The sequence below is a fragment of the Ruegeria sp. BHSC276 genome, assembly GCF_059612945.1.
On the sequence record NZ_JBXWRP010000006.1, the window covers coordinates 103,989 to 119,025 of the forward strand.

Below are 15,037 nucleotides of genomic sequence, written 5' to 3' on the forward strand. Positions count from 1 at the left end.
TTCCCCTTGATCGCATGCCCCCGCGACCCCATAACCAAGGCGCGACAACAATCATAGTGGAACGATGGACCCTGACCCTTCCCTTTTCGACAGCGCCTTCTGGATCACCACCGTCTCGATCCTGTTCCTGCTTGTGCTGTCCGGCTTCTTCTCTGGCTCGGAAACGGCGCTGACCGCGTCGTCTCGGGGCAAGCTGCGCGCGCAGGCCGACAAGGGATCGCGCGGTGCGCAAAAGGCGCTGGAAATCACCGACGACAACGAACGGCTGATCGGGTCGGTCCTGCTGGGCAACAACCTGGTGAATATCCTTGCGGCCTCGTTGGCGACGGCTCTGTTCACGCGGCTGTTCGGCGAAAGCGGCGTGGCGCTGGCTACGCTGGTCATGACCCTGCTGGTTCTGATCTTTGCCGAAGTTCTTCCCAAGACCTATGCGATCACCAATGCCGAAAAGGCCGCCGCTGCGGTCGCCCCGGTGATCGGTGTTGTCGTTACGGTGTTTTCGCCGGTGGTGGCCGCCGTACGCCTGCTGGTGCGCGGGGTATTGCGTTTGTTCGGTGTACGGATCGACCCGGACAGCCACATCCTTGCCGTGCGTGAAGAGATCGCCGGCGCCCTGCAACTGGGCCATTCCGAAGGCGTCGTCGAAAAAGAGGACCGCGATCGCATCCTGGGGGCGCTTGACCTCGGCGACCGCACGGTCGAGGAAATCATGCTGCACCGCTCGAATATCGAGATGATCGACGCCGATGCCGACCCCGAAGCGATCCTGAAACAGTGTCTCGAAAGCCGTCACACGCGCCTGCCGGTGTTCCGCGGCCAGCCCGAAAACATCGTGGGTGTCGTGCATGCCAAAGACCTGTTCCGCGCCATGTACGCGCAGGCCGGCGGCGGCGAGGGCGGTGCCGAGCGACTGAAGTCATTCGACATCCTCAAAGTGGCCAACGCCCCGTATTTCGTGCCGGAAACCACCACTCTGGACGACCAAATGCGGGAATTTCTGCGCATGCACAGCCATTTTGCGCTGGTGGTCGATGAATACGGATCGCTTCAGGGGCTGATCACGCTCGAGGACATCCTCGAAGAAATCGTGGGCGAGATCGCGGACGAGTTCGACGTGGACGAAGATGTGACGATTACGCGCACCGAAGACGGTCAGTACCTGGTCGAAGGCTCGATGACCATCCGCGACCTGAACCGTGCGATGGACTGGAACCTGCCCGATGACGAGGCCAACACAATTGCCGGGCTGGTGATCCATGAGGCGCAGATGATCCCGACCGTTGGTCAGGTGTTCTCGTTCCACGGCTTCCGGTTCGAGGTCGTCGAACGCGAGGGCAACCGGATCACCTGGTTGAAGGTGCGGCCGCTCTGACGGACGGCCGGCGGAAACGACAAACTCGGTCGTTTTCGTGACAGATACCGTCGCGGCGCCCCTGCACCTTCGGGCCAGACGCAAGGAGGTGCGGATGAAATCGACGTGTCAGGTTGCCGTGATCGGCGGTGGAGTTGTCGGGTGTTCGGTGCTGTATCACCTGACCAAGCTGGGCTGGTCGGATGTGATGCTGCTGGAACGGTCGGAACTGACCAGCGGATCGACCTGGCACGCGGCGGGCGGGTTCCACACGCTGAACGGCGACACCAACATGGCCGCGCTGCAAGGCTATACCATCCGGCTGTACAAGGAGTTGGAAGAGATCACCGGCATGTCCTGCGGGCTGCACCATGTGGGCGGCATCACGCTAGCCGACAACCAGGACCGGTTCGACATGCTGCTGGCCGAGCGCGCCAAGCATCGCTTCATGGGGCTGGAGACCGAGATCGTCGGACCGGACGAGATCAAGAAGATCGCCCCCATCACCAACACCGACGGCATCATCGGCGCGCTGTATGATCCGCTGGACGGCCACCTTGATCCCTCGGGCACGACCCATGCCTATGCCAAGGCCGCACGAATGGGCGGTGCCACCATCGAGACCCACTGCATGGTGCGCGAAACCAACCAGCGCCCCGACGGCACATGGGACGTGGTCACCGACAAGGGCACCATCCACGCCGAGCATATCGTCAACGCCGGCGGCCTGTGGGCGCGCGAGGTGGGCGCGATGGCGGGCATCTACTTCCCGCTGCACCCGATGGAGCATCAATACCTCGTCACCGACAACATCCCTCAGATCGAGGCGATCATCGACGCGGGAGGCGAGCATCCGCACGTCATGGACCCGGCCGGCGAGAGCTATCTGCGGCAAGAGGGGCGCGGCCTGTGCATCGGCTTCTACGAACAACCCTGCAAGCCCTGGGCCGTGGACGGCACCCCTTGGGATTTCGGCCACGAACTGCTGCCCGACGATTTCGACAAGATCACCGACAGTATCGAATTTGCCTATCGCCGTTTCCCGGTTCTGGCCGAGGCCGGGGTGAAATCTGTGATCCACGGCCCGTTCACTTTTGCCCCCGACGGTAACCCGCTGGTCGGGCCGGTGCCGGGCGTGCGCAACTACTGGTCGGCCTGCGGTGTGATGGCCGGGTTCAGCCAGGGCGGCGGCGTCGGTCTGACGCTGGCGCAGTGGATGATCGAGGGCGAGCCCGAGCGCGACGTCTTTGCCATGGACGTGGCCCGGTTCGGCGACTGGATCACCCCGGGCTACACCCGCCCCAAGGTGATTGAGAATTATCAGAAGCGTTTCTCGGTCGCCTACCCGAACGAGGAACTGCCCGCCGCTCGGCCCAACCGCACCACGCCGATGTATGACATCTTCAGCGATCTGGGCGCGGTCTGGGGCCAGCAATACGGTCTGGAAGTGCCAAACTACTTCGCGCAAGAGGGCGAGCCCACCTATGAAACCCCCTCCTTCCGCCGCTCGGACGCCTTCGCGGCAACCGGCCGCGAAGTGCGCGCCGTGCGCGAGGGCGTCGGCATCAACGAGGTGCACAATTTCGGTAAATACCTAGTCACCGGCCCCCGTGCCCGCAACTGGCTGGATCTGATCATGGCGGGTCGCATCCCCAAGCCGGGCCGCCTGTCGCTGACCCCAATGCTGTCGCCCAAGGGCAAGCTGATCGGCGACTTCACGGTTTCCTGTCTGGGTGAGGAGGAATTTCAGCTCACCGCCTCATACGGCGCGCAGAACTTCCACATGCGCTGGTTCCAGATACATCAGGAAGACGGCGTAACCGTCGAAAATATCAGCGACAAACGCAACGGCTTCCAGATCGCCGGCCCCAAGGCCCGCGAGGTTCTGGCCGCCTGCACCCGCGCCGATATCAGCGACATGCGCTTCATGGACGTGCGGCGGATGGTCGTCGGCATGACCGATTGTATCGTGCAGCGTGTCAGCTATACCGGCGACCTGGGGTTCGAGATCTACTGCGATCCGATGGCGCAGCGCCAGCTGTGGTGGACGCTGTGGCAGGCCGGGCAACCGCACGGCATCACCCCCTTCGGCATGCGCGCGATGATGAGCCTGCGGCTCGACAAGTTCTTCGGCTCGTGGATGCGCGAGTTCTCGCCCGACTACACGGCGGCCGAAACCGGGCTGGACCGTTTCATCGCCTTCAACAAACCCGCCGATTTCATCGGTCGCGCCGCTGCCGAGGCGGAACGTGCGACCGGCTCCGCGCGCAGGTTGGTGGCCTTCGAGGTCGACGCCGACGACGCCGACGTGAACGCCTATGAACCGATCTGGCTGGACGGCAAGGTCGTGGGCTTCTGCACCTCGGGCGGTTACTCGCACCACACAGGCAAGTCGATCGCGATGGGCTTCCTGCCCACCGACCGCATCTCTGACGGCCTGCAGGTGAAAATCGAGATCCTAGGCCAGATGCGCAAGGCCCGCGTGATCTCGACCCCGCCCTTCGACGCGGATGGCGCGCGCATGCGCGGGTGACAATGCCCGCGCCACACGCCATGGTGGCGGCATGAATACCATTCCCATCATCCTCCTTGCCGCTGGCCGATCCAGCCGCATGGGGGGGGCCGATAAGCTGATGCAGGAAATAGACAGCCAGCCCCTGCTGCGCCGGACGGCGGAAATCGCGCGGGCCGTGGCCCCGGTCATCGTGGCTCTGCCCCCGGCCCCGCACCCACGCCACGACGCGCTGGCCGGACTGGATGTGCGCGTGGTTCCGGTCACCGACGCAGAGGAAGGCATGAACGCAAGCTTGCGCGCGGCCCTGAATCACGTACCCGATACAGCCGACGCCGCGATGATCTTGCTGGCCGACCTGCCGGACTTGACGGTCGACGATCTGGCAAAGGTGCTGCGCTCGGTTAGCGAAAACCCGGACTGCATGATCTGGCGCGGATCGGCAAGCGACGGCACCCCCGGACACCCGGTGGTCTTCGCATCATCTTTGTTTCCGCAGCTGCGTTCATTGACCGGAGATTCCGGCGCGCAGAGTGTCGTCAGGGCCCATCGCGACAAAGTCCATATCGAACCCCTGCCGGGGACCCATGCCACCCGCGATCTGGACACGCCCCTGGACTGGGCCGCCTGGCGGAACAGTCGGCAGGCCACAAAATAACACGGCCCGATCTTTTCAGATCGGGCCGGTTGCCCAAAATGCAGGACTACCACTTTCACCTTTTCCGGAAACGCGCCCGACGCATCAGAAGATGAACGGACGTGGCTCTGCAGAACTGAAACAAGACCCCCTCGTTAACATGCCACTGGCATTCCCGGTAATCGAGATCTGCCTGAAGACACCCCCTTGATGTCTGTCAGGCCCCCTTTTTGGACAGTTTCATCGTCACCGATCATTCGCTTCAAAACAATCAAAAATTCGTCGCAACGCCCAACAAGGTTCAATTTGACGTAGCGCCCGCACAGTATGAATCTCGGCCATGTTCTACCCATGGCAGAGTTGCGGAATTTGATCGGCCGAATTACCAGCGCGTGCAATCGTTCTGTCACGGGAGCGGGATTAAAAATAGTGTACTGAATGACATCAGATACTGAGCGACGTTTTCAAAGGCATACAACCTAAGCGAGACTATCCAACTCATAACTCCGGCCTCGTCGCCGTTGTAGCCTCTGAGTGATCAATGCAACACTTTTTTACAATTAGCGCCCTTTTCGGCAACAATCCGACGATTCGCGCAGAATCGAATCCCGGAAAACCGCCTGCGCTCGTCGGGCATAGACCGCAAGAAAATGGCAGAATTAAGAAAATTTAACCATCAGGTCAGAAAACCCACAGGGCCGTCCTCCATCTTTCCGTCAAAGAAATGATCCTCTGCGACGAATCCAAGGAGCACAGTCGAGACATGAATACCCGCAAGCCCCTCTTGAACGCTTTCCGTACACCCCGCCTGTTTGGCGCGGCCGCTCTGAGCGCCGCCCTGCTGGCCGGGACCGCGATCCCGTCCCTGGCCGACGAGCGGGTGGCCGATCTGGTCGAATCCGTATCGCCCGCCGTCGTGACCATCATCGCGACGCAGGACGCCGCCCCGATGCCGGCCGGCAGCCCCAATTTCGATTTCGAAGGGCATCCTTTTGGCGAATTCTTCAAGCGTTTCGGTGCCCCCGAAGGCATGGACATTCCGCGGCAGGGCCCCAGTCAGGGGCTGGGCTCCGGCTTTGTCATGGATGCTGATGGCTATATCATTACCAACAACCACGTCGTTGAGGGCGCCAGCAAGGTCACGGTGCGCTTGCATGACGACCGCAGCTATGAAGCCGAGATCATCGGGACCGACCCGCTGACCGACCTCGCGCTGCTGAAAATCGAAGCCGATACCCCTCTGACCGCAGTGCCGCTGGGCGACAGCGACGAAATCCGCGTGGGTGAAGATGTGGTGGCCATCGGCAACCCCTTCGGGCTTAGTTCGACTGTCACCACGGGCATCGTCTCGGCCAAGGGGCGCAACATCTCGGATGGCCCCTATGCTGAATTCATCCAGACCGACGCAGCAATCAACAAGGGCAACTCGGGCGGCCCGCTGTTCAACATGGAAGGCGAAGTCATCGGCGTGAACTCGGCCATCTATTCGCCCACGGGCGGCTCGGTCGGGCTGGGCTTTGCCGTGACGTCAAACATCGTTGAACACATCGCTCAGGACCTGCGCGACGACGGGCAGATCAGCCGCGGCTGGCTGGGGGTCTCGATCCAGAATATCAGCCCTGAACTGGCCGCCGCCATGGGGATAGAGGGCACCACTGGTGCGTTGGTCTCGGACGTGGTTCCCGGCAGCCCGGCCGACGGCGTGCTTCAGCAGGGTGACGTGATCGTCGCATTCGACGGCGAACAGGTCGACAACAGCAGCGAATTGCCGGTCCTGGTTGGCGCCACAGCCATCGGCACCGACAGCAAGCTGACCGTACTGCGCAACGGCAAGACCGAGACGCTGAACGTCACCATCGGCCAGCACCAGACCGAAACCGCCGCTGCGGCGCCCGACAAGGTGGCCGGCAAGACGCTGGGCGTGACCGTCGCACCGCTGACCGACACCACGCGCGCCGAGATGGGCGTGCCGGAAACCGTGCACGGCGTGGTTGTCACGGCACTGCAGCCCGACAGCCCCGCCGCAGAGGCCGGTCTGCGCCGCGGTGACGTCATCGTCCGGCTGGGCCGCGCCGAGATCGACACGCCCCAGGATCTGAAGAAGGCTCTGAGCGATCAGAAGGACGGCCCGGCGCTGGTGCTGATCAATCGAGGTGGCAACCAGATCTTCGTTGCCGTCGAGGTGGCCTGACGCTTGTCCCCGCGCGCGCCGCATGATGGGGATATCGGCGCGCGCATCCCCCCGCCCGCACGTCATGTCCGCGTGCGACGGGGCTGCCGGGTGCGATTTCCGCGCCCGGCAGTATTCTTTGACGGCCCCACATGCTTATATCCCGAGCAAAAGGATATCCGACCATGAGCAGACGTTTGTTGATCGTTGAAGACGACGGGGACACGCGGGAATTCATCGCCAAGGGGTTTGCCGAGGAAGGCTATGCCATCGAAACCGCCACCAACGGGCGCGACGGGCTGTATCACGCTACCGATGGCGGGTTCGACGCAATCGTCCTGGACCGGATGCTGCCCGAACTGGACGGGCTGGCGCTGGTGAAATCGCTGCGCGCAGCCGGGATCAAGACCCCCGTTCTGATGCTGACCGCCATGAGCGCGGTGGACGAGCGGGTCAAGGGCCTGCGCGCCGGCGCCGACGACTATCTGGTCAAGCCGTTCTCGTTCCAGGAACTCCATGCCCGGATCGAGGCGCTGCTGCGCCGCCCGCAGGAATCCGAAGAGACCCCGACCCTCAGGTGCCGCGACCTCGAGATGAACCTTCTGACCCGCAAGGTGACCCGCAACGGGCGCGAGATCACCCTGACCCCGCGCGAATTCCAGATTCTCGAGTTCTTCTTGCGGCGCAAGAACCGGGTGGTGTCGCGCACGATGCTCTTGGAAGGCGTCTGGGACTATCATTTCGACCCCAACACCAACGTTGTCGACGTGCATATCTCGAAACTGCGCAAACAGTTGGACGATCCCGGCGAGACACCCCTGATCGAAACCGTGCGCGGCGCGGGATACATGATGTCCGATGGCACGGCTTAGATTTTCGTTTCACAATTCCCGCACCCGGCTGGTGCTCCTCAGCATGGTGCTCAGCGCGCTGCTGACCGCGACGGTGCTGGCGCTGGTCTATGTGACGGCGACCCGGACAATCGACGGCGAGACACGCTCGGTCGTGTCGGCCGAACTGACCGGGCTGGCCGACGAATACGAACGGCGCGGTCTGATCGGGCTGATGACGGCCATCGAGCGCCGCCTGCCCTCGGCGTCAGAGCGCGATGCGCTGTATCTGCTGACCGACCGGTTCGGCAATGTCCTTGCGGGCAATCTTGCCCGTTGGCCCGAGGGCGTGACGCCGGGCAGCGGCTGGACCGAACTGGAATTGCGAAAAACCGAGACGAATGAGATGGTTCCGGTCTCGGCCGCATCCATCCGCCTGCGCGGCGGCGAGCGTTTGTTGGTGGGCCGCGATGCGCTGGCCCGGCAACAGTTCGACAGGGTTCTGTTCCAATCGGTCGCGCTGGCGCTGGGGGCCGCCCTGGCGCTGAGTATCCTGACGGGCTGGCTACTGACCCGGCTGGTTTTTTCCCGGCTGCGGGACATCGCCGATACGGCCGATTCCATCATGTCGGGCGACCTGACGCAGAGAATGCCTCAGCGCGGCACCGGCGACGAGTTCGATCAGGTTTCGGCCATGCTCAACGCCATGCTGGACCGGATCGAGGACCTGGTGAACAATTTGCGGACCACGTCCAACTCCATCGCCCATGATCTGCGGTCGCCGCTGTCGCGGCTCCGGCAGCGGGTCGAGGCGCTGGGCGACAGCCAGCGAAACGACAGCGAACGCGAGGCCGACACCGCCCGCGCCACGGCCGAGATCGACCATATTCTTCGGGTCCTGGGGCAACTGACCGAGATTTCGCGGGCCGAGGCCGGGCTGGGCCGCGAGCAGTTCGAACAGGTCGATCTTGGTCAACTGGCTGCGGACGTGGTCGAGCTCTATGAACCCGTCGCCGCGGATCAGGGCGTTGAAATCAGCCTGACCGGCACCGCGCCCCCCATCCTCGGCCACCGGCCGCTTCTGTCTCAGGCGCTGTCCAACCTGCTGGAAAACGCCCTGCGCTACGCGCCCGAGGGCACCAGCATCACGGTGGAGTTGGGAGACCTCGACAGGCACGCTAGGCTGAGCGTCCGCGACATGGGTCCCGGCGTGCCTGAACCCGATCTGGGCCGGCTGGACCAGCCCTTCGTCACGCTGGACCCGGCCCGCAGCAGCCGCAACTCGGGCCTGGGGCTGGCGCTGGTGGCGGCCATCGCGCGGATGCATGGCGGCACTTTCAGCGCCCGCAACGCCGATCCGGGGCTGGAAGTCACGCTGAACCTGTCGAAATCCTGATCCGCCGCGCCTCCAAGGACCCCGCCTACAACTCCGCGGGCAGCGAGGCGTATCCGCGGAACCGGATCCGCCCGCCCCGCACCCGCCCGTCCAACAGGCGGTAGCCAGGGAACCGCGCCAGCAGTCGTCCGATGGCGATGCGCCCTTCCATCCGCGCCAGCGTCAGCCCGACGCAAACATGCGGCCCACCTGCAAAGGCCAGGTGCCGGTTTGGCTTGCGCGTGATGTCGAACCGCGTCGGGTCGTCGAACACCTTTGGGTCGCGGTTCGCCGCGCCGATGCACAGGTGCAGGTTGGTGCCCGCCGGAAGCGCCAGCCCGTCCAATTCGATATCCTCGGTGGTCTCGCGGTTTCCGAACTGGTTGGGCGAGCGAAAGCGCAGGATTTCCTCGACCGCTGGCGTGATCAGCTCGGGGTCGTCCAGCAGGCGCTGTTTCTGCTCCGAGTGGTCGTTCAGAAGCGCCAGACCGTTGCCGATCAGGTTCGTCGTGGTCTCGTGCCCCGCATTCAGGATGAAGATGCAGTTCTGCAAAAGCTCGGTTTCGCTGAGTTTTTCGTCCGCCCCCTCGCCCCGGATCAGCCGGGTCAGCACGTCAGTCTCGGGATCGCCCGGCGCCGCCCGCCGCCGCGCGACGAGGTCGGTCAGATAGGCTTTGAACTCCTCGACCGCCGCATGGCCCCGCGCCAGCTGTTCCTCGGTCAGCGCCGGCTCCAGCGCGCCCAGAATGGACAGCGACCAGTCGCGCAGCGGACCGCGCTCTTCCATCGGAACGTCCAGCAGGTTGCCGATGATTTGGATCGGAATGGTCGAAGCGAAATCCTCGATCAGATCGACCTTGGGTTTTCCGGCCATTGCGTCCAGCAGATGATCCACCGTCTCGATCAGACCCGGCTCCATCCGGGCAATCGCCCGCGGGGTCAGCGCCGATGTCATGATCTTGCGCACCCGCGTATGCAAAGGCGGATCGGAAAACACCAGCGAGGTCGTGTGATGCTCGAACAGAGGGGATCCCACGCCAAATTTCGGGCCAAACGCAGCCTTCTTGTCCGACGAATACAGCTTGGTGTCGCGATAAATCCGGTCCAGATCCCGATGACGGCTCAACAAAACCGACCCGTCCGGCTGCGGCAGAACCGGCGCATGGGCCAGCAGCGCGTCGTAGAACGGAAACGGATTTTCGACGAAGCCCTCTGGCGGATCGGTCAGATCAAGTGTCCGCGCCGCCTGTGCCACATCCAATGCGTTCATTCCGTCCTCCCCTGCCGTATGTTCCCCCGCCTTGGGTATCCCAGGCCGAGACCTCGGACAAGCGTGACATCGCCACCGACCGCCGCTAGACAGACGCCATGCCCAGCCCCGTGTCCTCGATCCGCAATCTCGGTCCCGCCTTTGAACAGGCCTGCGCCCGCGCCGGTATCCACTCGGCCGAGGAACTGCGCGAACTGGGCGCCGATGCTGTTTATGCAAGGCTGATCGAGGCCGGAACCCGCCCGCATTTCATCGGCTACTACGTTCTGGTCATGGGATTGCAGGGCCGCCCATGGAACGATTGCAAGGGCGACGAGAAAAAGGCGCTGCGCGCAAGGTTCGACCGCATCAAGGCCGGCGCGAAAACGGCGCCCGTCTCGAAACTAGTCGCCGAGTTGGACGCCGTCGGCGTGCGCGTCTCGGCCTCTGACCTTACGCCCGAGGGCTGACGCGGCACGAAAAAGGGCCGCATCCGGCAGCGGGCGCGACCCTCTTCGATGTCAAATGACTGACGGCTTAGCCGACCAGCTCGATGCCCGAGAAGAAATAGGCGATCTCGACGGCAGCAGTTTCCGGTGCGTCCGAACCGTGGACCGAGTTTTCACCCACCGATTCCGCGAACTCAGCGCGGATGGTGCCGGGGGCCGCGTCTGCCGGGTTGGTGGCGCCCATGACTTCGCGGTTCTTGGCGATGGCGTTCTCGCCTTCCAGAACCTGCACCACAACCGGAGCCGACGACATGAATTCGCACAGCTCGTCATAGAACGGACGGTCCTTGTGGACTTCGTAGAACTTGCCGGCCTGTTCCTTGGTCATGTGGATGCGCTTCTGCGCGATGATGCGCAGGCCGGCTTCTTCCAGCTTGGCGTTGATCTTGCCGGTCAGGTTGCGGCGGGTTGCGTCGGGCTTGATGATCGAGAAAGTGCGTTCCAGTGCCATGCGGGCGTCTCCTTAATCTGACGGCGCGAACTGATCCGCGCCGGAATATACCGCGCGCCGCCTAACATGGACCGCAGCGGTTGGAAAGCCTCTTGTTGAGCACGCAATTGACACTTCCCGAGCCCTGCGCCACACCGCACTCATGCTACGGATCGAAAACATCACCTATGCGGTCGAGGGCCGCCCCCTGTTCGAGGGCGCCAGCGCCACCATTCCAGAAGGCCACAAGGTCGGTCTGGTCGGCCGCAACGGCACAGGCAAGACCACGCTGTTCCGCCTGATCCGGGGCGAGCTGGCGCTGGAATCGGGCAGCATCACCCTGCCCCGCCGCGCGCGGATCAGCGGTGTTTCGCAAGAGGTTCCGTCGTCAAACGTATCGCTGATCGACACGGTCCTGGCAGCCGATACCGAACGGACCACCCTGATGGCCGAGGCCGAAACCGCAAGCGATCCGACCCGCATCGCCGAGATCCAGACCCGGCTGGCCGATATCGACGCCTGGTCGGCCGAGGCCCGCGCCTCGTCGATCCTCAAGGGCCTCGGCTTTGACGATGACGAGCAACAGATGCCCTGCTCGGCCTTTTCCGGCGGCTGGCGGATGCGTGTCGCGCTGGCCGCCGTGCTGTTTTCCCGGCCCGACCTGCTGCTGCTGGACGAACCAACCAACTATCTGGACCTTGAAGGCGCGCTGTGGCTGGAAAGCTATCTGGCGAAATATCCGCATACGGTGATCGTCATCAGCCACGACCGGGGCCTGCTGAACCGGGCGGTCGGCTCGATCCTGCATCTGGAAGACCGCCAGTTGACCTATTACGCGGTCCCCTATGACAAGTTCGCTGCCCGCCGTGCCGAACGTCTGGCCCAGGCCGAAGCCCAAAACGCCAAAGCCAAGGCCCGCATCGCCCATTTGCAGAGCTTCGTTGACCGGTTCCGCTACAAGGCGTCCAAGGCCGTTCAGGCACAATCGCGGCTGAAGATGATTGAACGCATCCAGTTGATCTCGACCCCGCAAGAGGCCGCCTTGCGCGCCTTTTCATTCCCCGAACCCGAGGAACTGTCGCCGCCGATTATCCAGATCGAGGGCGGCGTGACCGGCTATGGCGATACCGAGGTGCTGCGCCGCCTGAACCTGCGCATCGATCAAGACGACCGGATCGCTCTGTTGGGAAAGAACGGGCAAGGCAAATCGACCTTGTCCAAGCTGCTATCGGACCGGCTGCCGCTGATGGCGGGCAAGATGACCCGCAGCAGCAAGTTGCGCATCGGGTATTTCGCCCAGCATCAGGTGGACGAGCTGCATGTGGACGAAACCCCGCTGGATCACCTGCGGCGCCTGCGCCCGACCGAAACCCCGGCCCAACTGCGCGCGCGCCTGGCGGGGTTCGGCCTTGGCGCAGATCAGGCCGAAACCGAGGTGGGCCGGCTTTCAGGCGGCCAGAAAGCGCGCCTGTCGCTACTGATCGCGACGATCGAAGCGCCGCACATGCTGATCCTCGACGAACCCACCAACCACCTCGACATCGAAAGCCGCGAGGCCCTGGTCGAAGCGCTGACCGCCTATTCCGGTGCTGTGGTTCTGGTCAGTCACGACATGCACTTGCTGGGGCTGGTGGCCGATCGGCTGTGGCTGGTCTCGGACGGCACGGTCAAACCCTTCGACGGCGACCTGGAAGCCTATCGCCAGATGCTGCTGGCGCGCGACAAGCCGCCGACGCGGGAAAAACCGGCCGCCAAACCCAAACGTGCCTCTCGCGATACCATCCTGGCGTTGCGGGCCGACCTGCGGAAATGCGAGGAACGGCTGGAGAGGCTGACCGAGATGCACGAAAAGCTCTCGGCCAAACTGTCCGACCCAGCCTTGTACGAAGATGACCGGATCGGTGATCTGGAAACCTGGAACCGCAAGTTTGCCGAGGTGGTCGAGGCCATACAGCGCGCCGAAGCGCTGTGGGTTGCCGCCGCCGAACGGCTCGAAAGCGCCGAGGCTGCCGCATGATCGAAATGGCGTTCTTCATTACCGCATTCACAACCTTGTTCGTTGTGATCGACCCCTTTGGCACCGCACCGATCTTCGTCGCGCTGACGCAAGGAATGGACCCAGCCACCCGTCGCCGCGTCGCCTACCGCACGTGTCTGACCGCTTCGGGCATCCTTATCGCCTTCGCCGCTTTCGGCGAGGCGGTTCTCGGCTTTGTCGGCATCTCGATGGAGGCTTTCAAGGTCGCTGGCGGCGCATTGCTGTTTCTGACCGCGCTCGACATGCTGTTCGAGCGGCGCAACAAACGGCGCGAGGACCGTGCGGAAGAGGAAGAGCACCCTGACCCCTCAGTCTTTCCGCTGGCCATTCCGCTGGTGGCCGGGCCCGGATCGATCGCAACGATCATCCTGCTGGCCGGTGAGCACCCCGGCATTCAGGGCATCGCTGCGGCTGTCGGCGTGATGCTTGCCGTGATGGCAGTTGTCTTGCTGTTCTTCCTGTCCAGCGGCCTGATCGCGCGCATTCTCGGCAAGACTGGGCTGACCGTGCTGACGCGGTTGCTGGGCATGTTGCTTGCGGCGCTGTCGGTACAGTTCATCCTGGATGGTCTCAAGGCCTTTGGTTTTGCCGCCTGACCCCCCATATTCCGAGGGTATGAAGCGGTTTTGGGTGTGCTGATGGATGGTTATGATCTTGGACGGCTGACCTATCTGGCTCTGCTCGGCGGGGCGCTGCTGCTGTGGTTGTTCACCCAGAACCGCCAGTCGCTGGGCAAGACCCTGCAGATGGTCATGGCATGGGTCTTCATCTTCATCGGCGTCATCGCCGTGGTGGGCCTTTGGGATGACATCCGTTCGACCGTGGGCACCACGCCGCAACTGGCCGTGGCCGGAAACGTGATCGAGGTGCCGCGATCGTTTGACGGGCACTACTATCTGCCGATGCTGGTGAACGGCAAACCGGTCACCTTCTTGGTGGATACCGGCGCCAGCCAGATCGTGCTGAGCCCCCGTGACGCGAAACGCTTGGGGATCGATCCGGACAGTATGAATTTCGTGGGCCGCGCGGCCACGGCCAATGGCCTGGTGCGCACCGCCCCTGTGCGGCTGGATAGCCTCGAATTGGGCCCCATCGCGGATCGCAACGTGTCGGCCTGGGTCAACGAGGGCGACATGGACCAATCCCTGCTGGGCATGGACTATCTGCAGCATTTTTCCAACATCCAGTTTGCCGACGGTCGGATGATCCTATCGCGCTGAATAGCGGCCTTCGGGCTTGAGAACAAATCAGGAACATGCTAGCATTCGGCCATGTCCACGCATCTTCTTGGCCGCAAACCGGCGCGCGCGGCGCCGGGGCTGACCCTGCATGATGAGATTTCGCTGCAACTGGCCCGCGTGCACGAGGCCTGCGGCCCCGCGCGGCGCAGCTTTGCCATGTGGTTGGCCGGTCAGGCGCAGGGGCCGGTTCTGTGGATCTCGCCCGCGTGGGAGGCCGATCAGCTGAACCCCGACGGCATGATGACCTTTGCCGATCCCGCCCGGTTCCTATTCGTCCGCCCCACCCGGGCCGAGGACCTGCTGTGGTGCATCGAAGAGGCACTGCGCAGCGGGGCGGTGCCGTTGGTGATCGGCGATCTGCCGGGGGCACCGGGTCTGACGCCGGTGCGACGGATGCATCTGGCCGCCGAACAGGGGGGCACGATGGGTCAGGCCCCGCTGGGCCTGCTGCTGACCCCGGGCGAGGGCGGCGCGCAGGGGATCGAGACACGCTGGCACATGGCCCCGGCGCACACGGGCCAGACCCGCCGCTGGACCCTGACCCGCCGCCGCGCCCGCGCCCTGCCCCCGGTCAGTTGGCACGCCACCCAGACCGCGCCGCGCGCCGGGCTGCACCTGCAACGGATCGGCGCCGAGGAAACCTGCGCCTGACCGACCGGACCCGGAACAGGCAAGTTGTGACTGGTCAAACCGCA

The 15,037-nt window shown here is 63.8% G+C and carries 13 protein-coding genes; 11 read left to right on the forward strand and 2 right to left on the reverse strand.

Features of this window, described 5'->3' with window-relative positions; genetic code table 11:
- Nucleotides 1–64 precede the first annotated feature (64 nt).
- From AC2FMD_RS11360 to AC2FMD_RS11385, 6 genes are all read left to right on the forward strand, one after another.
- A complete protein-coding gene (locus AC2FMD_RS11360) occupies nucleotides 65–1,372 on the forward strand; it encodes an HlyC/CorC family transporter (RefSeq protein WP_496743302.1) in 1,308 nt (435 codons plus the stop codon).
- 94 nt (nucleotides 1,373–1,466) lie between these two features.
- Complete coding sequence (locus tag AC2FMD_RS11365; RefSeq protein WP_496795017.1) at nucleotides 1,467–3,884, forward strand: GcvT family protein; 2,418 nt, start codon at nucleotides 1,467–1,469, stop codon at nucleotides 3,882–3,884.
- A 31-nt stretch (nucleotides 3,885–3,915) separates the two neighbouring features.
- Nucleotides 3,916–4,521 carry a nucleotidyltransferase family protein gene (locus AC2FMD_RS11370; protein WP_496795018.1) on the forward strand — a complete coding sequence of 202 codons (606 nt, stop codon included), beginning with the start codon at nucleotides 3,916–3,918 and terminating at the stop codon, nucleotides 4,519–4,521.
- 742 nt (nucleotides 4,522–5,263) lie between these two features.
- Nucleotides 5,264–6,691 (forward strand): DegQ family serine endoprotease, encoded by a 1,428-nt coding sequence (locus AC2FMD_RS11375; protein ID WP_496795019.1) that lies wholly within the window; start codon nucleotides 5,264–5,266, stop codon nucleotides 6,689–6,691.
- A gap of 164 nt (nucleotides 6,692–6,855) precedes the next feature.
- A complete protein-coding gene (locus AC2FMD_RS11380) occupies nucleotides 6,856–7,542 on the forward strand; it encodes a response regulator transcription factor (protein WP_496712658.1) in 687 nt (228 codons plus the stop codon).
- On the forward strand, nucleotides 7,529–8,896 hold the full coding sequence (locus AC2FMD_RS11385; protein ID WP_496743312.1) for a sensor histidine kinase: 1,368 nt from the start codon (nucleotides 7,529–7,531) through the stop codon (nucleotides 8,894–8,896). The genes AC2FMD_RS11380 and AC2FMD_RS11385 overlap by 14 nt, the downstream gene beginning before the upstream one ends.
- 25 nt (nucleotides 8,897–8,921) lie before the next feature.
- Here AC2FMD_RS11385 and AC2FMD_RS11390 read toward each other — a convergent pair whose 3' ends face one another.
- Complete coding sequence (locus AC2FMD_RS11390) at nucleotides 8,922–10,145, reverse strand: cytochrome P450 (protein ID WP_496743313.1); 1,224 nt, start codon at nucleotides 10,143–10,145, stop codon at nucleotides 8,922–8,924.
- Between the two features lie 98 nt (nucleotides 10,146–10,243).
- Here AC2FMD_RS11390 and AC2FMD_RS11395 point away from each other — a divergent pair, with 98 nt between their 5' ends.
- Nucleotides 10,244–10,594, forward strand: a complete 351-nt coding sequence (locus tag AC2FMD_RS11395) for a TfoX/Sxy family protein (RefSeq protein ID WP_496680895.1) — start codon at nucleotides 10,244–10,246, stop codon at nucleotides 10,592–10,594.
- 67 nt (nucleotides 10,595–10,661) lie between these two features.
- Here the strand turns inward: AC2FMD_RS11395 and ndk are convergent, their stop codons facing one another.
- Complete coding sequence (gene ndk, locus AC2FMD_RS11400; RefSeq protein ID WP_496680898.1) at nucleotides 10,662–11,084, reverse strand: nucleoside-diphosphate kinase; 423 nt, start codon at nucleotides 11,082–11,084, stop codon at nucleotides 10,662–10,664.
- A 142-nt stretch (nucleotides 11,085–11,226) separates the two neighbouring features.
- Between ndk and AC2FMD_RS11405 the strand changes: the two genes are divergently transcribed.
- The 4 genes from AC2FMD_RS11405 to AC2FMD_RS11420 are packed head-to-tail and all read left to right on the forward strand — an operon-like array spanning nucleotide 11,227 to nucleotide 14,993.
- Nucleotides 11,227–13,080 (forward strand): ABC-F family ATP-binding cassette domain-containing protein, encoded by a 1,854-nt coding sequence (locus AC2FMD_RS11405; protein WP_496795020.1) that lies wholly within the window; start codon nucleotides 11,227–11,229, stop codon nucleotides 13,078–13,080.
- Complete coding sequence (locus tag AC2FMD_RS11410) at nucleotides 13,077–13,697, forward strand: MarC family protein (protein ID WP_496743317.1); 621 nt, start codon at nucleotides 13,077–13,079, stop codon at nucleotides 13,695–13,697. Before AC2FMD_RS11405 ends, AC2FMD_RS11410 begins: the two co-directional genes overlap by 4 nt.
- Before the next feature lie 42 nt (nucleotides 13,698–13,739).
- Nucleotides 13,740–14,321, forward strand: coding sequence for a retropepsin-like aspartic protease family protein (locus AC2FMD_RS11415; RefSeq protein ID WP_496795021.1), 582 nt, complete (start codon nucleotides 13,740–13,742; stop codon nucleotides 14,319–14,321).
- A gap of 51 nt (nucleotides 14,322–14,372) precedes the next feature.
- Nucleotides 14,373–14,993 (forward strand): ImuA family protein, encoded by a 621-nt coding sequence (locus tag AC2FMD_RS11420; RefSeq protein ID WP_496712647.1) that lies wholly within the window; start codon nucleotides 14,373–14,375, stop codon nucleotides 14,991–14,993.
- The last annotated feature ends 44 nt before the right edge of the window (nucleotides 14,994–15,037 follow it).

Coding starts and splice junctions, on each gene's coding strand:
- AC2FMD_RS11365 (WP_496795017.1), top strand. CDS start 1,467: ATGAAATCGACGTGTCAGGTTGCCGTGATCGGCGGTGGAGTTGTCGGG.
- AC2FMD_RS11405 (WP_496795020.1), top strand. CDS start 11,227: ATGCTACGGATCGAAAACATCACCTATGCGGTCGAGGGCCGCCCCCTG.
- AC2FMD_RS11380 (WP_496712658.1), top strand. CDS start 6,856: ATGAGCAGACGTTTGTTGATCGTTGAAGACGACGGGGACACGCGGGAA.
- AC2FMD_RS11395 (WP_496680895.1), top strand. CDS start 10,244: ATGCCCAGCCCCGTGTCCTCGATCCGCAATCTCGGTCCCGCCTTTGAA.
- AC2FMD_RS11385 (WP_496743312.1), top strand. CDS start 7,529: ATGGCACGGCTTAGATTTTCGTTTCACAATTCCCGCACCCGGCTGGTG.
- AC2FMD_RS11375 (WP_496795019.1), top strand. CDS start 5,264: ATGAATACCCGCAAGCCCCTCTTGAACGCTTTCCGTACACCCCGCCTG.
- AC2FMD_RS11410 (WP_496743317.1), top strand. CDS start 13,077: ATGATCGAAATGGCGTTCTTCATTACCGCATTCACAACCTTGTTCGTT.
- AC2FMD_RS11420 (WP_496712647.1), top strand. CDS start 14,373: ATGTCCACGCATCTTCTTGGCCGCAAACCGGCGCGCGCGGCGCCGGGG.
- AC2FMD_RS11370 (WP_496795018.1), top strand. CDS start 3,916: ATGAATACCATTCCCATCATCCTCCTTGCCGCTGGCCGATCCAGCCGC.
- AC2FMD_RS11415 (WP_496795021.1), top strand. CDS start 13,740: ATGGATGGTTATGATCTTGGACGGCTGACCTATCTGGCTCTGCTCGGC.
- AC2FMD_RS11390 (WP_496743313.1), bottom strand. CDS start 10,145: ATGAACGCATTGGATGTGGCACAGGCGGCGCGGACACTTGATCTGACC.
- ndk (WP_496680898.1), bottom strand. CDS start 11,084: ATGGCACTGGAACGCACTTTCTCGATCATCAAGCCCGACGCAACCCGC.
- AC2FMD_RS11360 (WP_496743302.1), top strand. CDS start 65: ATGGACCCTGACCCTTCCCTTTTCGACAGCGCCTTCTGGATCACCACC.